Raw genomic sequence first — 20,371 nt, 5'->3', positions numbered from 1 at the left:
CTCCGGTGGCACCGTCGGTGCAGTCCGGCATCTCCCCGCGCGCCCCCGGCAAGGCGGCGCCGCTGCCGCGCAGCGGTCGCCCGGTCGCCCGGCTGGTCGCTCCCGTCGTGCTCCGACTCGGCATCCTGGTCGCGCTGATGGCCTTCATCGGCATCCTGGGCGTGGTGCTCTCCACGCCCGCCGTCGACCGCCTCACCAACGACCTGCAGCCGGCCGCGGCCGCGAACCAGGACGCGCTGCTCATGCTCACGTCCATGGACGCCGCCGTGTCGGCGTGGGCCAGCAGCAACGACCCCTCGACCCAGGCCGCCTACGGCCAGCTCCGACAGGCCCTCCCCGTCGACCAGCAGCGGGTGCGCGAGTTCGCCGACGGCGACGCCCAGCTCGACATCCTGGTCACCCGGCAGGAGGACGCGGCCCAGGCCTGGATCACGCAGTACGCCGACCCCCGGATCGCCGCGCCGGGTGGGCCAGGGTCCTTCGACCAGCAGCGTTTCGACCTCGGGCGGGCCACCTTCGCCACCGTCCTGGACGCCCACGCGGCGACCAGCGAGGCCTTCGACCAGCGGGTGCGACAGGCCCGCGACGAGGTGCAGTGGCGCTTCCGGGGCACCATCTTGGCCATCGTCCTGCTCGCCGGCATCGCCTGGCTCGGCGTCTCGCGTGCCCGGACCCGACTGCTCAGGGAGCTCTCCGCGCCGCTCGTCGAGCTCGAGAACGTCGTGCAGAAGATGGCGCGCCACGAGCCCGACGTACGCGCGCGCCAGCAGGGGCCCAAGGAGGTCCGGGCGATCGCGGCGAGGCTCAACGACTTCGCAGAGGCGCAGGCGCGAGCCCGCTCGGTCGAGCACCGGATCCAGCACGAGCTGCGCGCTCTCGACATCGCCAAGGACGACTTCGTCTCCAACATCTCCCACGAGCTGCGGACCCCGCTGACGACCATCAGCGGCTACCTGGAGCTGGTGGCCGAGGAGTTCGAGGACACCATGGCTCCGCAGCACGAGCGGATGCTGGAGGCGACGCGGCGCAACGTCTCCCGGCTCCGGCTGCTCATCGACGACCTGCTGACGCTCTCGAAGGCCGAGAACCGGGCCACCGACCTCGAGACGGTCGACCTGGGTCCCGTCCTTCGCGACGCCGTCACCGACGTCCGGATCACCGCGGCGGGTCGCGGGATCAAGCTGGTGGTGAGCACCCCCGAGGTGGCGATGCCCGTGCTGGCCGACCGGGTCATGCTCAACCGGGCCTTCCTCAACGTGCTGAGCAACGCGGTGAAGTTCAGTCACGACGGCGGACAGGTCGAGGTCGCGCTGACCCGGGAGCTGAAGCAGGCCACGTTGACCGTCACCGACCACGGGATCGGCATCCCGGCCGCCGAGATCAACCGCCTCGGCACCCGGTTCTTCCGGGCCTCGAATGCCGTCACCAACGAGATCGCCGGCACCGGGCTCGGCGTCCGGATCGTGCAGACGATCATCGACAAGCACGCTGGCGAGGTGCGCATCGAGTCCACGGAGCGGGTGGGGACGACGGTCGAGATCCGGCTCCCGCTGCAGGCCGAACGCTCGGCGCCGCTCGCCCAGGTCATGGAGTTCCCCAGCATCACCTGAGCGGGAATGCCCTCGATTACCGCGGCGTTCGAGAGGGTGGCACACTTGTGCGCTGGTTCCGGTTCACGCTCTCCGCACGGCGCGGAGACGACCCGGCGGCTGAGAGGAACTCACCATGAAGAAGGACATCCACCCCGAGTACGTCGACACCCAGGTGACCTGCACCTGCGGCGCGTCGTTCGTGACTCGCAGCACCGTGACGTCGGGCAACATCAAGTCCGACGTGTGCTCGCAGTGCCACCCGTTCTACACCGGCAAGCAGAAGATCCTCGACACCGGCGGTCGCGTCGCCCGCTTCGAGGCCCGCTACGCCAAGAAGGCCGCTGCCTCCAAGTAGCTGCCCTCGAGCGCCGGTCCCTGCCCTCGGGCAGGGACCGGCGCTCGTCATTTCTCACCCGCCCGCACCACCGACGAGGGGACCAGCGTTGTTCGAGGCCGTCGAAGGCATGCTCACCGAGCACCGTGAGCTCGAGGAGCGGCTCGGGGCTCCGGAGACGCACGCCGACCCCCGGCTGGCCAAGCAGCTCAACCAGCGCTACGCCGCGCTCTCCTCGATCATCGGGGCCTGGCGCGAGTGGCAGCAGCTCGGCGACGACGTCGAGGCCGCCCGCGAGCTGGCCGGCGAGGACCCGGCGTTCGCCGAGGAGGCCGAGTCGCTCGTGGTCCGGCGTCACGACGCCGAGGAGCGTCTGCGGCGGCTGCTGGTGCCGCGCGACCCGGCCGACGAGAAGGACGCCCTCCTCGAGGTGAAGTCGGGGGAGGGGGGCGAGGAGTCGGCGCTCTTCGCCGGCGACCTGCTCCGCATGTACACCCGGTACGCCGAGAGCCGCGGATGGCGCACCGAGATCCTCGACGCGACCGAGTCGGACCTGGGCGGCTACAAGTCCGTCACCGTCGCGGTCAAGGCGAAGGGCACGCCCGAGCCGGGCGAGGCGCCGTACGCCCTGCTGAAGTTCGAGGCCGGCGTGCACCGGGTGCAGCGGGTGCCGGTGACCGAGTCGCAGGGGCGCGTGCACACCAGCGCGGCCGGCGTGCTGGTGATGCCGGAGGCCGAGCAGGTCGACGTGGTGGTCGACGACAACGACCTCCGCATCGACGTCTACCGCAGCAGCGGTCCCGGCGGCCAGAGCGTCAACACGACCGACTCGGCGGTGCGGATCACGCACCTCCCCACGGGGATCGTGGCGAGCTGCCAGAACGAGAAGAGCCAGCTGCAGAACAAGGAGCAGGCGATGCGGATCCTGCGGGCCCGGCTGCTCGCGGCCGCCCAGGAGGCGGCCGACGCGGAGGCCAGCGACGCCCGGCGCAGCCAGGTCCGCACGGTGGACCGTTCCGAGCGGATCCGCACCTACAACTTCGCCGAGAACCGGATCTCCGACCACCGCACCGGCTACAAGGCCTACAACCTCGACCAGGTCCTCGACGGCGACCTGCAGCCGGTGCTCGCCTCCTGCGTCGAGGCTGATCTCGCAGCACAGCTGGAAGCGCTCGAGCAGTGAGCGGAGCGAGGTCGGCCCGCGACCTGCTCCGCAGCGCGGCCGCCCGGCTCGCCGAGGCCGGGGTCGCCAGCCCGGACGCCGACGCCGCGACCCTGCTCGCCCACGTGCTCGGCACCGAGCGGTCCCGGCTGTTCCTGGTGGAGGAGGTCGCGCTCAGCGCGACGGTCGAGTACGACGCGCTGCTGGCCCGTCGCGCGGCCCGCGAGCCGCTCCAGCACCTGACCGGCGTCGCCTGGTTCCGCCACGTCGAGCTGCAGGTGGGGCCCGGCGTCTTCGTCCCGCGCCCCGAGACCGAGCTGCTCGCCGGCTGGGCGATCGAGCAGGCGCTCGCCACGGGCTCGGCCACCGGACGGACTCCCGTCGTCGTCGACCTGTGCACGGGCTCGGGGGCGGTCGCGAAGGCGGTCGTCGACGAGGTGCCCGGTGCCCGGGTGCACGCGGTCGAGCTCGACCCGGCCGCCCACGCCTGGGCGGAGCGCAACCTCGCCGGAACGGACGTCGAGCTGCGGGAGGGCGACATGGCCACCGCCTTCGAGGAGCTGGCCGGTGCCGTCGACGTGGTCGTCTGCAACCCGCCGTACATCCCGCTCGACGCCTGGGAGTCGGTCGCGACGGAGGCGCGCGACCACGACCCGCACCTGGCGCTGTTCTCCGGCGACGACGGCCTGGACGCGATCCGCGTCCTCGAGCGGCGCGCCGCACTGCTGCTGCGGCCCGGGGGAGTGGTCGGCGCCGAGCACGCCGACCTCCAGGGCGAGTCGGCGCCGGCCGTCTTCTCGGGCGCCGGACGCTGGCGCGAGGTCCGCGACCACCAGGACCTGGCAGGTCGGGCGCGGTTCCTGACCGCGCGGCTGGCACGATGAGCCCCGTGATGCTGCCGTGACCGAGCGCTACCCGACCTCGTCCGACGACGAGCGCGAGGCCGCTGTCGAGGCCGCCACCCTGGCGATCCAGCGCGGCGAGCTCCTCGTGCTCCCGACCGACACCGTCTACGGCGTCGGTGCCGACGCCTTCGACCCGGACGCCGTGCGCGCCCTGCTCGCCGCGAAGGGCCGGGGCCGCGAGATGCCGCCGCCGGTGCTGGTCAGCTCGGCCACGACCCTCGACGCCCTCGCCACCAAGGTCCCCGACTACGCACGGGCGCTCGTCGAGGCGTTCTGGCCCGGGCCCCTGACGCTGGTGTGCCACCAGCAGAGCTCGCTGCGCTGGGACATCGGCGACACCCGCGGGACCGTCGCCGTCCGGATGCCCGACCACCCTGTCGCCCTGGAGATCCTGGAGCGCACCGGTCCGCTGGCCGTCAGCTCGGCCAACAAGACCGGGCTGCCCGCGGCCACCGGGGCCGGCCCGGCCATGGAGATGCTGGGCGACGCGGTGTCGGTGGTGGTCGACGACGGTGTCTCGCCCGGCGGCGAGGCCTCGACGATCGTCGACTGCACCGGCCCCCAGGGCCGGGTCCTGCGCCGGGGGGCACTCGGGATCGAGGCCCTCAACGCCGTTCTGGAGCCGCTGGGCGCCACCCTCACGGACGAGGGGTAGCGGTTGCGGGAGTACGTCCTCGTCTTCCTCGTGGCCGCCGCGGTCACCTTCCTGCTGACCGTGGTGGCGCGTGAGATCGCGCTGCGCACGGGCGCGGTCGCCCAGGTCCGCGACCGCGACGTCCACGACGAGCCGATCCCGTACCTCGGGGGCCTGGCGATGCTCGGCGGGCTGGTCGCGGCGTACCTCGTGGCGCGCGAGCTGCCCTTCCTCTCCCAGGGCAGCGGCCCCTTCGTCTTCCGGGACGCGGGGGTGGTGCTGATCGCGGGCGCACTGATCTGCGCGGTGGGGGTGCTCGACGACCTCTTCGAGCTGGACGCGCTCACCAAGCTCGGCGGCCAGGTGCTGGCCGCGGCGTTCCTGATCGGCTTCCAGATCCAGTACGTCTTCATCCCCTGGACCGGCGGTCAGCAGATCACCATCGACCAGGCGCAGGGTGCGCTGCTCACCGGCTTCGTGGTGGTCGCCACGGTCAACGCGGTCAACTTCGTCGACGGCCTCGACGGCCTGGCAGCCGGTGTGGTCGGCATCGGGGCGCTCGCGTTCTTCGTCTTCAGCTACGAGCTCACCCGCCTCAACAGCGCCGACCGGGCGACCACGGCGGCCCTGCTGAGCGTGTCGCTCGCGGGGGCGTGCGCGGGGTTCCTGGTGCACAACTTCCACCCGGCCCGACTCTTCATGGGCGACAGCGGGTCGATGCTGATCGGGCTGGTCCTCTCCGCGAGCGCGATCACCCTCACCGGCCAGTTCTCCGGCTCCGAGCTCACCCAGGGCGGGTCGGGGGCGCGGGCGAGCCTGCTTCCGACCCTGCTCCCTCTGCTGCTACCCGTCTCGATCCTGTTGGTGCCGATGCTCGACCTGGTGATGGCCGTGGTCCGTCGTACCCGTGCTGGGCGCTCGCCGTTCGCTCCCGACAAGCAGCACCTGCACCACCGGCTGCTGGAGATCGGGCACTCCCAGCGCCGGGCGGTGGCGATCATGTGGCTGTGGGCGGCGCTGGTCGCCTTCGGCACCGTCCTCGCGAGCCTGTACGAAGGGACCGCGATGTGGGTCTCGCTCGCGGTGATGACCGCGCTGACGGTCGTGCTGACCTTCGCGCTGCCGGTCCTGCACAAGCCCAAGGTGCTGGAGGCACTGGACGATCCGGGCGAGTCCTGAGCGCTCTGGATCGTTCAATTCAGGGGCTCGGAGACTTTGTGATAGTTTTCACGAGCGCCCCGGAGGGCGCTCAACGACACTGCACACCTCGATGGACGGGCCGCCGACGATGACGACCGAGTCACTGCAGGACCCCCGCGCCAGCGGGTCGCGCGTCCTCAGGGGCGCGGCCGGGTTCGCCCTGCTGCTCGGCCTCGGTGCCGCGGTGGTGGGCGGGTTCGCCGCCGGGTCGAGCGCGGCGTACGGCGCCCTCGCCGGCACCGTCCTGGTGCTCGCGGTCCTCGGCTTCGGGTCGAGCGTTGTCAACACCGTGGCCGGGCTGATGCCCGCGGCGTCGCTGATGGTCGCCATGCTCACGTACACGCTCCAGGTCGTGCTCATGGCGCTGGTCTTCGCCGCGCTGTCCCGGTCCGGGCTGCTCGACGACACCCTGGACCGGGAGTGGCTGGCCGGGGTCGTCATCGGCGGCACGTTCGTGTGGCTCACGGCGCAGGTCGTGCTGACCACCCGAGTTCGGATTCCCGTCTACGACCTGCCGGCGGAGGACTCGACGGAGCCGGTCGCCAGCGCCGCCGGACCCCACGCACAGGGGGGTGATCGGTGGTGATCGCTGGCTGCTATTGTCCGGTTCGCGATGGCTCCGCACGAACCCCCTGCAGGGCAGCGCGACCCCAACCGTCCCCAGGGCGATCCATGGAACGCCTTCGGGTACCTCGTGTCCGGCGTGTTCCTGTACGGCCTGATCGGCTGGGGTCTCGACCGCTGGCTGGGGACGTCGTTCCTGGTGGCAGTCGGAGTCATCGCCGGTGCCGCACTCGGCACCTACCAAACTTACAAGCGCTTCCAGATCCCGGACGACGATCCGCAGGACGAGGACAAGCAGTGACCCCAGCAGCGAAGACACAGGAGACACGGTGAGCGGCATCGGCAGCGCCCTGACGATCGGTGGGATTCGCGCCGAGGGCGGGTTCACCCCGCCCGGCCCGGCGGACTTCGACCTGCCCGCCATCGGCGGCGGACACGACACCTTCGAGATGTTCGGCCAGAGCTTCGTGGCCGGCGTGACCAAGCCGATGCTGCAGATCGTGCTCTCGGCGGTCATCCTCTTCGCCTTCTTCTACCTGGCCTCGCGCAAGCGCGCCATGGTGCCCGGCAGGCTCCAGTTCGTCGGCGAGGAGGCGTACGGGTTCGCCCGCAACTCGCTGGGCCGCGACATCATCGGCAGCCGCGACTTCGCGAAGTTCGTGCCGTACCTCTTCACCCTCTTCTTCTTCATCCTGCTGAACAACCTGTTCGCGACGATCCCGTTCATCCAGTTCCCGACGTTCTCGCGCTCGGGCATGGTCTACGGGCTCGCGATCATGAGCTGGGTCATCTACAACGCCGTCGGCATCAAGAAGCACGGCTTCTTCGGCTACCTCAAACTCCAGTGCGTCCCCTCGGGCATCGGCGGCCCGATGCTCCTGCTGCTGGTGCCGCTGGAGTTCATGTCGAACATCCTGGTCCGGCCGGTCACGCTGGCCCTGCGACTCTTCTGCAACATGTTCGCGGGCCACCTGTTGCTGATCCTGTTCGCCCTCGGTGGCGAGCACCTCATCGTCGAGATGGGCGGCGCCTACGCGCCGGTCGGCATCTTGGCCTGGGTGCTGTTCCTGCTCGTCGCCTTCCTGGAGATCCTGATCCAGTTCCTCCAGGCCTACGTCTTCGTCCTCCTGAACGCCATGTACATCCAGGGCGCGCTCGCGGACGAGCACTGAGCTCCACCGCACCACAGATTCACCCCTCTGAAGTAGAAACAACCGAAAGGAAATCGCCGTGGACGGCAACCTCAACATGATCGGTTACGGCCTGGCAGCCATCGGGCCCGGTGTCGGCATCGGCCTGATCTTCGCCGCCTACATCAGCGGTGTCGCTCGTCAGCCGGAGGCCCAGAGCCGCCTGCAGTCGATCGCCATCCTGGGCTTCGCGCTCGCCGAGGCGCTCGCGATCATCGGCATCGCCCTCGCGTTCGTTCTCTAACCGGTCCGACCGCTGACGTAGGACCCGGAAGGACCTGCCCATGCAGACACAACTCGCCCCCCTCGCGGGAGAGCTGAACCCGCTCCTGCCGCACACGGCCGAGATCGTTCTCTCGCTCGTGGTGTTCGGGCTGCTGTTCTTCGCCGTGAAGAAGTTCGTCGCGCCGAAGTTCGAAGAGATCTACACCGAGCGCACCAAGGCCATCGAAGGCGGCCTCGCGGCTGCCGAGACCAAGCAGGCCGAGGCCGACGCCAAGCTCGCCGAGCTCGAGAAGCAGCTCGCCGACGCTCGGCACGAGGCGGCTCGGATCCGCGAGGAGGCTCGCGAGCAGGGCGCCGCGATCGTGGCGGAGATGCGGGAGCAGGCCCAGACGGAGTCGTCCCGGATCGTCGACCACGGCAAGGCGCAGATCGAGGCGGAGCGCCAGCAGGCGGTCACCTCGCTCCGTGCCGAGGTCGGCACCCTGGCCACCACCTTGGCCGGCCGGATCGTCGGAGAGAGCCTCGACGACGATCAGCGCCAGTCGCGCGTCGTCGAGCGGTTCCTGGCCGACCTCGAGGCCGGCACGCCCGGGAGCGGGGTCAACTGATGAGCCTCCGCGGTGCCTCGGCCGACGCCCTCGCGGCGCTGACCACTGAGCTGGAGAGCGTGCTCTCCGGTGCCGGATCGTCGGCGTCGAAGGTCAGCGACGAGCTGTTCTCCGTCGCGACGACGCTGCGCTCCGAAGGGGCACTGCGACGGTTCGCGACCGACGGCTCGATCCCCACCGACGCCAAGACGGGGCTGATCTCGCAGGTCTTCGGCGGCAAGGTCGACGGTGGCACGCAGGCCGTGCTCACCAAGGCCGTGTCGAGCCGCTGGACGGCGGCGCGCGACCTCGCCGACACGCTCGAGCACCTGAGCGTCGTCGCGGCGGTCACGTCCGCGGGCAACGACGGCGGCCGGCTCTCCGACGAGCTGTTCTCCGTCGCCCAGCTCGTCAAGGCCAACCCCGAGCTGCGCGACGCGCTCTCGGACCCGGCCCGGTCGATCCAGGACAAGAGCGCGCTGCTGCACGGGCTGCTCGACGGCAAGGCCCTCCCGGCCACCGTCTCGCTCTCCGTGCGGGCCCTCTCCGGCACCCACCGCACGGTGGGCGTCGCGCTGAACGAGTACCAGAAGATCGCGGCCGAGGTGCACGGACAGGGCGTTGCCACCGTCCGGGTCGCCCGGGAGCTGTCGGACGCGGAGCGGGGGCGCCTCGAGCAGGCGCTGTCGACCCAGTACGGCCGCCCGGTCCACCTCAACCTCGTCGTCGACCCGAGCGTGCTCGGCGGCATCCGTGTCGAGATCGGCGACGACGTCATCGACGGGACGGTCTCCAGCCGCCTCGACGACGCTCGCCGCCGGCTCGTGGGCTGACCCCACACCACCCAGACGTCAGTAGAGACAAGCAAGAGAGAAGGCACAACGATGACGGAGCTCTCCATCCGTCCGGAGGAGATCCGCGACGCGCTGCAGAAGTACGTCGCCGACTACCAGCCCGAGGCGGCCAGCAAGGAAGAGGTCGGCACGGTTGCGGAGGCCGGTGACGGCATCGCGCGCATCAGCGGACTGCCCTCGGCGATGGCGAACGAGCTGCTCGAGTTCGAGGACGGCACGCTGGGCCTGGCCCTGAACCTCGACACTCGTGAGATCGGCGCCGTCGTCCTCGGTGACTTCGACAAGATCGAGGAGGGCCAGACGGTCCGCCGGACCGGCGAGGTGCTCTCCGTGCCCGTCGGCGACGGCTACCTCGGTCGCGTCGTCGACCCGCTCGGCAACGCCATCGACGGCCTCGGCGACATCGAGACGAGCGGCCGCCGCGCCCTCGAGCTCCAGGCGCCCTCGGTGATGCAGCGCAAGTCGGTGCACGAGCCGCTCGCCACCGGCATCAAGGCGATCGACGCCCTGACGCCGATCGGTCGGGGTCAGCGCCAGCTGATCATCGGCGACCGCGCCACGGGCAAGACGACCGTCGCGATCGACACGATCATCAACCAGAAGCAGTACTGGGAGACCGGCGACCCGACCAAGCAGGTCCGCTGCATCTACGTCGCCATCGGCCAGAAGGGCTCGACCATCGCCTCGGTGCGTGGCGCCCTCGAGGCGTCCGGTGCCCTGGAGTACACGACGATCGTCGCCGCACCCGCGTCCGACTCCGCCGGCTTCAAGTACCTCGCCCCCTACACCGGCTCGGCCATCGGCCAGCACTGGATGTACGAGGGCAAGCACGTCCTCATCGTGTTCGACGACCTGACCAAGCAGGCCGAGGCGTACCGCGCCGTGTCGCTGCTGCTGCGCCGTCCGCCGGGCCGCGAGGCCTACCCGGGTGACGTCTTCTACCTGCACAGCCGGCTCCTCGAGCGCTGCGCGAAGCTCTCCGACGACCTGGGCAGTGGCTCGATGACCGGCCTGCCGATCATCGAGACCAAGGCCAACGACGTCTCGGCGTTCATCCCGACCAACGTCATCTCGATCACCGACGGCCAGATCTTCCTGCAGTCGGACCTGTTCGCGGCCAACCAGCGCCCGGCGATCGACGTCGGTGTGTCGGTCTCCCGCGTGGGTGGTGCGGCCATGACCAAGGCGATGAAGGCCGTCACCGGCTCGCTCAAGGTCGACCTCGCGCAGTTCCGCGCGATGGAGGCGTTCGCGATGTTCGCCTCCGACCTCGACGCGGCGTCGCGTCAGCAGCTCGACCGGGGCCAGCGACTGATGGCCCTGCTCAAGCAGCCGGCGTACTCGCCGTACCCCGTCGAGGAGATGACCGTCTCCCTGTGGATCGGCACCTCCGGGCGCCTGGACCGGGTCCCCGCCGGTGACGTGCTGCGCTTCGAGTCGGAGTTCCTCGACTTCCTGCGCCGTTCGCACGACGGCATCCTGTCGGCGATCCGCGAGTCGCTGAAGTTCGACGACGACACCGCGTCGTCGCTCTCGGACGCCTACGACTCCTTCCTCGACCAGTTCGAGACCTCCGACGGCGGGTCGATCAAGGTCGGCCACGAGGCCACGGCCGAGGCGCTGGGCGACGAGGAGCTCGAGCAGGAGCAGATCGTCAAGCAGAAGCGGGGCTGACCCATGGCTCTCTCGCTGCGTGAGTACCGCGCGCGGATCAAGTCGACGGAGTCGATGAAGAAGATCACGCGCGCCATGGAGCTCATCGCTGCGTCCCGCATCATCAAGGCGCAGCAGCGGGCCCAGGCGGCAGCGCCGTACGCCCGTGAGCTGACCCGTGCGGTCTCTGCGGTGGCGACGTTCTCGAACGTCGACCACCCGCTGACCAAGGAGGAGGAGAACCCGAAGCGGGCCGCCATCCTCCTCGTGACCAGCGACCGCGGCCTCGCGGGTGCCTACTCCTCGAGCGCGATCAAGGAGGCCGAGCGTCTTGCCGAGCGGCTCCGCGAGGAGGGCAAGGAGATCGACTTCTACATCTGTGGTCGCAAGGGCGAGGCGTACTTCAAGTTCCGCAGCCGCCCGGTGATCCAGACGTGGACGGGCTTCTCCGACCAGCCGTCGTACGACGTGGCCGCGGAGGTCGGGCACGCCCTGATCGAGTCCTTCCTGAAGGACCAGGGCGAGGAGGGCGACGTCGACGAGGTGCACGTGGTCTACACGCGGTTCCGGTCGATGCTCGTCCAGGAGCCCACCGCGGTGCGCCTGCTTCCTCTCGAGGTCGTCGAGGCCGAAGAGGGCGAGGGCAACGAACGAGCCGGTGGCGACGACGTGCTGCCGCTCTACGAGTTCGAGCCGTCCCCCGAGGCGGTCCTGGACGGGCTGCTGCCGCAGTACGTCCAGAGCCGGATCTTCTTCGCCCTGCTGCAGGCGGCCGCCTCCGAGCTCGCCGCCCGCCAGAAGGCGATGAAGTCCGCGACCGACAATGCCGATGAGCTGATCAAGAAGTACACGCGCATCGCCAACCAGGCCCGCCAGGCCGGCATTACCCAGGAAATCAGCGAGATCGTCGGTGGCGTCAACGCGCTCGCCGACTCACAAGCCGGGAGTGAGTGAAGAGTTATGACTGCCACTGTTGATGAGACCCAGCAGAGCACGGGAGCGGGGGCGACCGGCCGCGTCGCTCGCGTGACCGGCCCCGTCGTCGACGTCGAGTTCCCTGCGGACGCGATGCCGGAGATGTACAACAAGTTGGAGGTCGACCTCGACCTCAACGGCGAGACCAAGACGCTGATCCTCGAGGTCGCGCTGCACATCGGCGACGGCATGGTCCGCGCCATCTCGATGCAGTCGACCGACGGCCTCGTGCGCGGCGCCACCGTCACCGACACCGGCGGGCCGATCACGGTCCCCGTGGGTGACATCACCAAGGGTCACGTGTTCAACGCGACCGGTGACGTCCTCAACCTCGAAGAGGGCGAGGTGTACGAGGTCAAGGAGCGGTGGGGCATCCACCGCAAGGCTCCGGCCTTCGACCAGCTCGAGGCCAAGACCACGATGTTCGAGACCGGCATCAAGGTCATCGACCTGCTCACGCCGTACGTCAACGGCGGCAAGATCGGCCTGTTCGGTGGTGCCGGCGTCGGCAAGACCGTGCTGATCCAGGAGATGATCGCCCGCGTCGCCAAGGACCACGGTGGTGTGTCGGTGTTCGCCGGTGTCGGCGAGCGCACCCGTGAGGGCAACGACCTCATCGAGGAGATGACCGAGGCCGGCGTCATCGGCCAGACCGCCCTGGTCTTCGGTCAGATGGACGAGCCGCCGGGCACGCGTCTGCGCGTGGCGCTGTCGGCGCTGACGATGGCGGAGTACTTCCGCGACGTCCAGAACCAGGACGTGCTGCTGTTCATCGACAACATCTTCCGGTTCACGCAGGCGGGCTCCGAGGTCTCCACCCTCCTGGGCCGGATGCCGTCCGCGGTGGGCTACCAGCCCAACCTGGCCGACGAGATGGGTCAGCTCCAGGAGCGGATCACCTCGACCCGAGGCAACTCGATCACCTCGCTGCAGGCGATCTACGTCCCCGCGGACGACTACACCGACCCGGCTCCGGCGACGACCTTCGCCCACCTGGACGCGACCACCGAGCTCTCGCGCGAGATCGCGTCGCTCGGCATCTACCCCGCGGTGGACCCGCTGACGTCGACCTCGCGGATCCTCGACGCCCAGTACATCGGGCAGGAGCACTACGACTGCGCCATCCGGATCAAGCAGATCCTGCAGCGCAACAAGGAGCTCCAGGACATCATCGCGATCCTCGGTGTCGACGAGCTGTCCGAAGAGGACAAGATCATCGTGTCCCGCGCCCGCCGCATCCAGCGGTTCCTGTCGCAGAACACCTACGTCGCCAAGCAGTTCACCGGCATCGAGGGCTCGACGGTTCCGGTCAAGGACACCATCGAGGCGTTCAACAAGATCGCCAACGGTGAGTACGACCACGTCGCCGAGCAGGCGTTCTTCATGTGCGGCGGTCTGGACGACGTCGAGGCCAAGTGGGCCGAGATCCAGAAGAACCTCTGATGGCTCGCCAGGAATCGGACTCCGCCCTGCAGGTGGAGCTCGTCTCGGCCGACCGTACGGTCTGGTCGGGCGAGGCCACCATGGTCATCGCACGGACGGTGGAGGGTGACGTCGGCGTGCTGCGCGGGCACGCGCCGATGCTGTCCCTGCTGACCGAGGCGGTCGTGGAGATCGCCGACGTCGATGGTGACGTGGTGATCGCTGCCGTCGACGGCGGGTTCCTCTCCGTGGCCAACGACCGGGTCTCGATCCTGTCCGAGCACACCCTGCTCGCCAGCGAGATCAACGTCGACGACGCCCGGGCCGAGCTGGAGGCAGCACGCTCCGGTGAGCTCGACGTTCCGGACGAGGCCGAGCACCGGATCCGGCTCGCCGAGGCGCGGATCCGCGCGGTCGAGAAGACCTCCTGACCCAGGTCGTGTACGACGCTCCGATCGTGGAGTGCGGTCGGGTCCGGCATGCCGGACCCGACCGACTCCTGCGGCTGCTCGCCCGCTAGGGTGAGCAGGCGCGGGATCACCGGTTCGCGTCCGGTGACAAGGGGGACGGAATGCCGGTGTGGCAGTGGCTGCTCGACGTGGCCGGACTGCTGCTCGTGCTTCTCCTCGGCTACGGCGTCGCACTCATCGTGCGTCGCCGTCTGTTGTCTCGCCACGGGGGCACCTTCGAGCTCAGCTACCGCGTCCGGTCCGCGAGGGCAGGACGCGGCTGGCTTCTCGGCCTCGGCCGCTACTCCGGGGAGACCCTGGAGTGGTTCCGCATCTTCTCGCTCTCGTTCCGGCCCAAGGCCACCTGGCTCCGCTCGGAGCTCAGCTTCGACGGGCGCCGCTCGCCTGAGGGCGCCGAGGAGATCGCGCTCTACCCCGACCACCTCGTGATCGAGCTCAGTGACCGCGACGGCGCGCTCGAGCTGGCCATGAGCGCCGCCTCGCTGACCGGCTTCCAGGCCTGGCTGGAGGCCCGTCCGCCGGGCACGGACTGGGACCAGCGCCAGCACTAGCCGTTCGGGTGGCCGATCGGGTGGTTGGCGGCGAACAGCCCGTGCGGGTCGACCGCGTCGCGCAGGCCGGTCAGCCGGCTCCATCGGTCCACGCCGTACGCCGTCCGGGTCGCCACGGGCGACTCGGCGAAGTTGAGGTACGACCGACCGTTGTCGAAGGGCGCGAGCGCGTCACCGAGACGTCCGGCGTCGGCCAGCCCCTGCGTGGCGGTGTCCGCGTCGAGGGCCATGGCGACTGCGTAGGTCACGAACTGTCCGTCGAGGCACGACAGTGCGCCGCCGGTCGGGTCCGACCGACCGAGCGCGCCGCCGAGCTGACGCAGCTCGGCTGCGAGCAGCGAGGTGTGGGCGTCGGGTCCGGCCTCGGCGAGGAACGCGTCCACGGCGGCGTCCGGGAGGGAGTGCAGCATCGTGCTGCCCGAGACGGCCGGTACGCCGCCCTCCGGGTCCATGTGCAGCCGGACCAGGGACTTCGCCGGAACCCGGGCGAACGTGTCGATCTCCGGTCGCAGCGCGCGCAGGCCGGCCAGCAGCTCGGCGCCGCGCTCTTCGGAACCGAGCACCGCCCCGTCGATGACCGCCACCGAGCGGCCGCGCAGGAACTCGGGCAGGTCCGGGAGCGGGGGCAGCCGCATCGCCCGGAAGGAGGTGGTGACCTCGTCGGGCGCCTCCGGGGCCCAGGCGGCCCACTCGCGGAGCACCGGCTCGATGTCCGCGAGGTCCCAGAGCAGGAAGCCGGCGTACGCCGTGGAGATCGGGAAGGTCCGGAGCTCGAGCGCGGTGACGACGCCGAAGCTGCCGCCGCCGCCTCGGACCGCCCAGAACAGGTCGGCGTCGTGGTCGGCGTCGACGCGGACCTGGGTGCCGTCGGCCAGGACCAGCTCGACCGCGGTGAGGCTGTTGGTGGCCAGGCCCAGCTTGCGGGCGTACCAGCCGATGCCGCCACCGAGGCTGTAGCCGGCGATGCCGACGTCCGGGGAGGACCCGTGCAGGACGGCCGTGCCCTGGGCGGCCGCCGCGTCGACCGCGGGCTCCCAGAGCGTGCCGCCGCCGACCCGGACCACGCCGCGGCGCGGATCGGCCGTGACCTGGTCGAGGGCCGAGAGACGAAGCAGGAGCACGTCGTCGAGGCCGCGGGCGGCGAGCGGTCCGGCGTTGTGGCCGGTGGTCTGCGGGGCGACCCGGAGGCCGGCGTCGGCGGCGGCGCGCACGACCTCGACGACCTCGGCGGCGTCGCGGGGGAGGGCGACGGCCGCAGGTCGCTGGTCGACTGCGAGGTTCCAGGCCACCCGGGCGGCGTCGTACCCGCCGTCGCCGGGCAGGTGGACACGGCCGCCGCAGAGGCCGCGCAGGCTCTCGGCGCGGACGGGGGTGAGGTCGATGGTCATGCTGACTCCGTTGTCTGGGCTGTCTGGGTGGGTGTCGATACCTTCGCTTCCACCACTGGGAGCCGGCTGGGAACGGACTGGAGCTCGACCGGGAGTCCCGATCCGGGCCCGGACAGGGGGTCGGAGTCCCTATGCTGCCCGCGTGGAGGTTGCGGTCCTCGGTCCAGCGGAGGTGAGCTCTGCAGGCGTCCGGATCGACCTCGGCACCCCCAAGCAGCGGGCGCTGGTGGCCGGTCTGGCGCTGGCCCGCGGGCGTGCGGTCTCCGTCGACGGCATCGTCGACCTGCTGTGGGGCGACGAGCCGCCCCCGGGGAGCGTGGCGACCCTCCAGGGCTACGTCTCCTCGCTGCGCCGGGTGCTGGAGCCGGACCGTGCTCGCCGGGCGCCGGCGAGCGTGCTCGTCACCGTCGCGCCGGGGTACGCCCTGCGGCTGCCCGAGGACGCGATCGACGCGGTCCGCTTCGAGCGCGAGGTGGCCGACACGCACGCGCGCCTGCAGGCCGTGCCGGCACTCGGGGAGTCCCCGCTCGACACCGCGGAGCTCGCCGCCGCGGTCTCCGTGCTCGACACCGCGCTCGCGCGGTGGCGCGGCACGCCGTACAGCGAGCTGAGCGAGGCGGCGGGCGCCGTGGCCGAGCGGCACCGGCTCGAGGAGCTCCGACTCGTCGCCCTCGAGGACCGGGCGGTCGCCGGCCTGGCCCTGGGCCACCACCGCACGGTGGCGGCCGAGCTGGAGGCGCTCACCGACGCCCACCCGTTGCGCGAGCGGCTGTGGTGGCTCCGGGCGCTCGCGCTGACCCGGTCGGGGCGGCAGGCGGACGCCCTGGAGGCGCTGGGCCGTGTGCGGGAGGTGCTGGACGTCGAGCTCGGCCTGGAGCCGTCCGTCGAGCTGCGCACCCTGCAGACGGCCGTGCTCCGTCAGGACCCGGCCCTGGAGTGGGTGGCGCCCGCTGCGGCGGTGCCAACGGCGAGCGTGCCCGTCGTACCGGCTCCCGTGCCGCCGCCGGTGCGCCCCGCCGAGGTGGTCGCCCCGTGGCCGATGGTCGGCCGGTCGGCCGAGCTGCAGCTCCTCGAAGCGGCGCTCGAGGCGGCCGAGGGAGGCCGGGCGAGGTACGCCGTCCTGACCGGGGAGCCCGGCATCGGGAAGTCGCGGCTCGCGGCCGAGCTGGCCGCCCTGGCCCGCGCGCGCGGCGCGCAGGTGCTGGTCGGTCAGTGCTCGCAGGACGACGGCGCCCCGCCCCTGTGGCCCTGGCGCACGGTGCTGCAGGCCCTGGACGCGGACGTCGATCTCGGCGAGGTCGCCGACACCGGAGGCCAGTTCCGGCAGGCCGAGCTCGTCGCCGGGGTGCTCCGGGCCGCTGCCACCCGAGCGCCGACGGTCGTGGTGCTGGAGGACCTGCACTGGGCCGACGGCGCCACGTTGCGCGTGCTCCGGCTGGTCGCCGAGACGACCGAGGCGGCACGGCTGCTGGTGCTCGGCACCTGGCGCGACCACCCCGCCCCGACCGGGGCGCTGGCCGACCTGGCCGAGACCCTGGCTCGTCGGCACGCGGTCCGCGTCCAGCTCGGCGGGCTCGACCGGGAGTCGGTCGCGGGGATCGTCGAGGGCGTCACGTCCGCACGACCGTCGGGCGAGCTCGCCGAGCACCTGCGCTCCCGCACGGACGGGAACCCGTTCTTCCTGGTCGAGTACGCCCGGCTCGCGGGGGAGCGGGCCGACCTGGACACGCTGCTCGACGACGAGGGCCCGCCGACCGGGGTCAGCGAGGTGCTGACCCGTCGGTTGGGTCGGCTGCCCGAGGAGACGCTCGCCCTCCTCCGGACCGCTGCCGTCGTCGGCCGCGCCTTCGACACCCCGACGCTGGCGGGCGCCTCCGGCGTCGACGAGGACGACGTGCTCGACCTCGTCGAGCCGGCCCTGGTCGCCGGCCTGGTGCACGAGGACGGCATCGACGAGTTCCGGTTCGCCCACGCCCTGGTGCGCGACACCCTGCGGTCGACGATGTCGGCGTCGCGCCGGGCCCGGGCCCACGCCCGGGTCGCCGAGGTGCTCGCCTCGGCCGTCGGGCGCGAGACCGAGGTCGCGGTGCACTGGCGGGCCGCGGGGCCGGCGTACGCCCGACGCGCCTGGCAGGCCGCGGTCGACGCCGCCCTCATCGCCCGGGCGCTGCACGCCCATGACGAGGCGGCCGCGCTGCTGACCGACGCGCTCGACTCGCTGGACGCCGACCCGGAGTCGACCCCGCAGGCCCAGTACGCCGTGCTGATGCAGCTCGTCGACGCGTACCGCTGGGCGGCGCTGCTCCCGCAGCTGGTCGCGACCGTCGAGCGGGCTGTCGCCGTCGCCCGCGAGATCGGTGACCCGGCCGCCGTCGCGGGCGCCGCGATCGCGCCGACGTTCGGGACCCTGTGGCGCTCGGCGCCCGACGGCGAGGTCAACGACACCGTCGTCACCGCCCTGCGCACCAGCCTGGCGGGGCTGCCCGAGGGAGACTCGGCCCTCAGGGCCCGGGTCCTGCTCGCCCTGGCGAACGAGCTGCACCACCGCACGTCGTTCGCCGACCGGCGGGCTCTGGTGGACGAGGCCTTCGCCATCGCCCGCCGGCTGGGCGACGACATGCTCCTGGTCGACGCCTGCCAGGTCGCCTGCGTGTCCCTCTGGGTGGCCCGCACCGCTGCGGAGCGGCTGGCGTGGACCACCGAGTCGATGGCGCTGGCGGCCGAGCTCGGCGAGGAACGCGCGCACCTGGTCTCCGCGTGCCTGCAGGCCGTGGCGTACGGCGAGCTGGGCCGCCGCCCCGAGTTCGACGAAGCCGTCCGGGAGGCGCGCGAGGAGGCGCGCCGACTGCGGATCGCGTACGGCGAGACCGTCCTGGACAGCGCCGAGATCCCGTGGCTGGCCATGGCCGGCCGGTTCGACCGGTGCGCCGAGCGTCTCGAGCACCTCGCTCGCACCGCGCGCCAGATCTCGCACGACTTCGCCGACCACGCGGTCGTCAGCGCCACCATCGCGGTCCGGCTGTGGGAGGGACGCTGCGCCGAGGTGGTCGCGCTGCTGGCGTCCTGGTCCGGCCCGGCCCATGAGGTCCCGGCGGTGGTGACGGCGTTCCTGCTGCGCGCCGGTCGTGAGGAGGAGGCCCGCGCCCATCACGCCGAGCACGGCGCCCGGGTCGAGCAGGATACCATCGTGTCCCTCGCCAACGCCTGCTTCGCCGCCGAGGTGGCGCTCCGGCTCGCGGACGCCGAGCTCGGCGCCGCCTGCCGCAAGGTGCTGGAGCCGCTGGCCGACCTGGCCTGCTCGTTCGGCTCCGACCTGAACGTCGGCCCGGTGCGCGCCTACCTGGCGCTGGCGGCCGCGGCTGCGGGCGACCGCGAGGCCGCGACGTCGTACGCCGACCGGGCGGTCGCCCAGTGCGAGGAGTGGCGGGTCCCGCTGGTCGGACTCTGGCTGGCCGAGGCGCGCGAGCGACACGGCTTCTGATGAACTGCGGCGTGTGCCCACCGAGGTGATCCCCGCCCGCAACGCCGTGGGCCTCTCGTTCGCCCTCAACGGGCTGCTGTTCGCGACCCTCGTCTCCCGGATCCCGCTCGTGCGCGAGCACCTCGACCTCGGCAACGGCGAGCTCGGGCTGCTGCTCCTGGCGATCGCGGCCGGGTCAGTGCTGACCCTGCCGACCACCGGGGCGCTCATCCAGCGCTCCAGTGCGGCGACCGTCGTCCGGCTGGGGGCGGCGTTCGACGCGTGCGGCCTGGTGCTCGCCGCGATCGGCGCGGGCGTCGCCGAGCTGGTGCCACTCGCCGCCCTCGGGTTGTTCCTGCACGGCATCGGCATCGGCATCTGGGACGTCGCGATGAACGTCGAGGCCGCCGAGGTCGAGCGCCGGCTCGACCGGACGGTGATGCCGCGCTTCCACGCGGGCTGGAGCTTCGGCTCGATCGCGGGTGCGGCGATCGGGATTCCGATGGCCGCGGCCGACGTACCCCTGCTCGCCCACTTCGGCCTGGTGGCCGCGGTCGCGCTGAGCCTGGCGGTCCTCACCTCCCGGTCGTTCCTGCCCGCCGAGCCGGAGCCGGGCGAGTCGGCCGGTCGCGCCGCCTCGGCCTGGGCGGAGCCGCGCACCCTGGCCATCGGCGCGATGGTGCTGGCCTTCGCGCTCGTCGAGGGCACGGCCAACGACTGGCTCGCCCTCGCGCTCATCGACGGGTACGACGCCCGGCACTGGGTCGGCGTCGCCGGCTTCTCGCTGTTCGTCTGTGCGATGACCGCCGGACGGCTGTTGGGGCCGGTCGTCCTGGACCGGTTCGGCCGGGTCCCGGTGCTGCGGCTGACCGCGGTCGCGGCCGTGGCCGGGATCGCGCTGGTGGTGCTGGGCCAGCATCCGCTGCTGGTCGCGCTCGGCATCCTGGTCTGGGGGCTCGGCGCCTCGCTGGGCTTCCCGGTCGGCATGAGCGCGGCGGCCGACGACCGGGCCCGCTCGGCCGCCCGGGTCAGCGTCGTCTCGACGATCGGCTACACCGCGTTCCTCGCCGGACCGCCGCTGCTCGGGGTCGTCGGCGACCACGTCGGCACGCTCGAGGCGCTGCTCGTCGTCGCGGTGCTGATGGTCCCCGCCGCACTCAGCGCCAGCGCGGCGCGCACCGGGCCCGATGGCGGACAATGACGCC

General features: G+C 71.7%; 20 protein-coding genes. 19 read left to right on the top strand and 1 reads right to left on the bottom strand.

What is annotated here, in order from left to right:
- The first annotated feature begins 5 nt into the window (after nt 1-5).
- From MUB56_RS23100 to MUB56_RS23020, 17 genes are all read left to right on the top strand, one after another.
- The gene (locus MUB56_RS23100) at nt 6-1,610 is read left to right on the top strand and encodes a HAMP domain-containing sensor histidine kinase (protein WP_244929357.1); all 1,605 of its coding nucleotides are present in this window, start codon (nt 6-8) and stop codon (nt 1,608-1,610) included.
- A gap of 115 nt (nt 1,611-1,725) precedes the next feature.
- Nucleotides 1,726-1,947 (top strand): 50S ribosomal protein L31, encoded by a 222-nt coding sequence (gene rpmE, locus MUB56_RS23095; RefSeq protein WP_244929356.1) that lies wholly within the window; start codon nt 1,726-1,728, stop codon nt 1,945-1,947.
- Between the two features lie 88 nt (nt 1,948-2,035).
- Nucleotides 2,036-3,109, top strand: a complete 1,074-nt coding sequence (prfA, locus tag MUB56_RS23090; RefSeq protein WP_244929355.1) for a peptide chain release factor 1 — start codon at nt 2,036-2,038, stop codon at nt 3,107-3,109.
- Nucleotides 3,106-3,972: a peptide chain release factor N(5)-glutamine methyltransferase gene (gene prmC / locus MUB56_RS23085; RefSeq protein ID WP_244929354.1), complete on the top strand. Its 867-nt coding sequence runs from the start codon at nt 3,106-3,108 to the stop codon at nt 3,970-3,972. The genes prfA and prmC overlap by 4 nt, the downstream gene beginning before the upstream one ends.
- Nucleotides 3,973-3,988: 16 nt before the next feature.
- Nucleotides 3,989-4,648: an L-threonylcarbamoyladenylate synthase gene (locus MUB56_RS23080; protein WP_244929353.1), complete on the top strand. Its 660-nt coding sequence runs from the start codon at nt 3,989-3,991 to the stop codon at nt 4,646-4,648.
- Nucleotides 4,649-4,651: 3 nt separating this feature from the next.
- The gene (locus MUB56_RS23075; RefSeq protein ID WP_244929352.1) at nt 4,652-5,806 is read left to right on the top strand and encodes an MraY family glycosyltransferase; all 1,155 of its coding nucleotides are present in this window, start codon (nt 4,652-4,654) and stop codon (nt 5,804-5,806) included.
- 109 nt (nt 5,807-5,915) lie between these two features.
- Nucleotides 5,916-6,413 carry a hypothetical protein gene (locus MUB56_RS23070; protein ID WP_244929351.1) on the top strand — a complete coding sequence of 166 codons (498 nt, stop codon included), beginning with the start codon at nt 5,916-5,918 and terminating at the stop codon, nt 6,411-6,413.
- 108 nt (nt 6,414-6,521) lie between these two features.
- Entirely contained in the window at nt 6,522-6,692 is a 171-nt protein-coding gene (locus tag MUB56_RS23065; RefSeq protein WP_244929350.1) for an AtpZ/AtpI family protein, read from the top strand.
- Between the two features lie 28 nt (nt 6,693-6,720).
- Nucleotides 6,721-7,563 carry a F0F1 ATP synthase subunit A gene (gene atpB / locus MUB56_RS23060; RefSeq protein ID WP_244929349.1) on the top strand — a complete coding sequence of 281 codons (843 nt, stop codon included), beginning with the start codon at nt 6,721-6,723 and terminating at the stop codon, nt 7,561-7,563.
- Nucleotides 7,564-7,621: 58 nt separating this feature from the next.
- Entirely contained in the window at nt 7,622-7,825 is a 204-nt protein-coding gene (gene atpE, locus MUB56_RS23055; RefSeq protein WP_056908071.1) for an ATP synthase F0 subunit C, read from the top strand.
- Nucleotides 7,826-7,865: 40 nt separating this feature from the next.
- On the top strand, nt 7,866-8,414 hold the full coding sequence (locus MUB56_RS23050; protein WP_244929348.1) for a F0F1 ATP synthase subunit B: 549 nt from the start codon (nt 7,866-7,868) through the stop codon (nt 8,412-8,414).
- Complete coding sequence (locus MUB56_RS23045) at nt 8,414-9,226, top strand: F0F1 ATP synthase subunit delta (protein WP_244929347.1); 813 nt, start codon at nt 8,414-8,416, stop codon at nt 9,224-9,226. Before MUB56_RS23050 ends, MUB56_RS23045 begins: the two co-directional genes overlap by 1 nt.
- Before the next feature lie 51 nt (nt 9,227-9,277).
- Complete coding sequence (atpA, locus tag MUB56_RS23040; protein WP_244929346.1) at nt 9,278-10,921, top strand: F0F1 ATP synthase subunit alpha; 1,644 nt, start codon at nt 9,278-9,280, stop codon at nt 10,919-10,921.
- 3 nt (nt 10,922-10,924) lie between these two features.
- Nucleotides 10,925-11,854 carry a F0F1 ATP synthase subunit gamma gene (locus tag MUB56_RS23035; protein WP_244929345.1) on the top strand — a complete coding sequence of 310 codons (930 nt, stop codon included), beginning with the start codon at nt 10,925-10,927 and terminating at the stop codon, nt 11,852-11,854.
- A gap of 6 nt (nt 11,855-11,860) precedes the next feature.
- Nucleotides 11,861-13,318, top strand: coding sequence for a F0F1 ATP synthase subunit beta (gene atpD, locus MUB56_RS23030; RefSeq protein WP_244929344.1), 1,458 nt, complete (start codon nt 11,861-11,863; stop codon nt 13,316-13,318).
- Nucleotides 13,318-13,728, top strand: coding sequence for a F0F1 ATP synthase subunit epsilon (locus MUB56_RS23025; protein ID WP_244929343.1), 411 nt, complete (start codon nt 13,318-13,320; stop codon nt 13,726-13,728). The genes atpD and MUB56_RS23025 overlap by 1 nt, the downstream gene beginning before the upstream one ends.
- A 140-nt stretch (nt 13,729-13,868) precedes the next feature.
- Entirely contained in the window at nt 13,869-14,318 is a 450-nt protein-coding gene (locus MUB56_RS23020; protein WP_244929342.1) for a DUF2550 domain-containing protein, read from the top strand.
- Here MUB56_RS23020 and MUB56_RS23015 read toward each other — a convergent pair.
- Nucleotides 14,315-15,706, bottom strand: a complete 1,392-nt coding sequence (locus MUB56_RS23015) for an FAD-binding oxidoreductase (RefSeq protein ID WP_244929341.1) — start codon at nt 15,704-15,706, stop codon at nt 14,315-14,317. The two genes, MUB56_RS23020 and MUB56_RS23015, sit on opposite strands and share 4 nt — an antisense overlap.
- Nucleotides 15,707-15,878: 172 nt before the next feature.
- Between MUB56_RS23015 and MUB56_RS23010 the strand changes: the two genes are divergently transcribed.
- Nucleotides 15,879-19,187: a BTAD domain-containing putative transcriptional regulator gene (locus MUB56_RS23010; RefSeq protein WP_244929340.1), complete on the top strand. Its 3,309-nt coding sequence runs from the start codon at nt 15,879-15,881 to the stop codon at nt 19,185-19,187.
- 13 nt (nt 19,188-19,200) lie between these two features.
- Nucleotides 19,201-20,367 (top strand): MFS transporter, encoded by a 1,167-nt coding sequence (locus MUB56_RS23005; RefSeq protein ID WP_244929339.1) that lies wholly within the window; start codon nt 19,201-19,203, stop codon nt 20,365-20,367.
- Nucleotides 20,368-20,371: the final 4 nt, after the last annotated feature.

The organism is Nocardioides sp. W7, from assembly GCF_022919075.1.
In the GTDB taxonomy this organism is placed as follows: Bacteria; Actinomycetota; Actinomycetes; order Propionibacteriales; family Nocardioidaceae; genus Nocardioides.
The sequence above is the reverse complement of the archived record's forward strand: the minus strand, read 5'-3'. Positions and strand labels throughout refer to the sequence as shown.

Coding starts and splice junctions, on each gene's coding strand:
- MUB56_RS23035 (WP_244929345.1), top strand. CDS start 10,925: ATGGCTCTCTCGCTGCGTGAGTACCGCGCGCGGATCAAGTCGACGGAG.
- atpD (WP_244929344.1), top strand. CDS start 11,861: ATGACTGCCACTGTTGATGAGACCCAGCAGAGCACGGGAGCGGGGGCG.
- MUB56_RS23020 (WP_244929342.1), top strand. CDS start 13,869: ATGCCGGTGTGGCAGTGGCTGCTCGACGTGGCCGGACTGCTGCTCGTG.
- MUB56_RS23050 (WP_244929348.1), top strand. CDS start 7,866: ATGCAGACACAACTCGCCCCCCTCGCGGGAGAGCTGAACCCGCTCCTG.
- MUB56_RS23045 (WP_244929347.1), top strand. CDS start 8,414: ATGAGCCTCCGCGGTGCCTCGGCCGACGCCCTCGCGGCGCTGACCACT.
- MUB56_RS23070 (WP_244929351.1), top strand. CDS start 5,916: ATGACGACCGAGTCACTGCAGGACCCCCGCGCCAGCGGGTCGCGCGTC.
- rpmE (WP_244929356.1), top strand. CDS start 1,726: ATGAAGAAGGACATCCACCCCGAGTACGTCGACACCCAGGTGACCTGC.
- MUB56_RS23015 (WP_244929341.1), bottom strand. CDS start 15,706: ATGACCATCGACCTCACCCCCGTCCGCGCCGAGAGCCTGCGCGGCCTC.
- atpA (WP_244929346.1), top strand. CDS start 9,278: ATGACGGAGCTCTCCATCCGTCCGGAGGAGATCCGCGACGCGCTGCAG.
- MUB56_RS23025 (WP_244929343.1), top strand. CDS start 13,318: ATGGCTCGCCAGGAATCGGACTCCGCCCTGCAGGTGGAGCTCGTCTCG.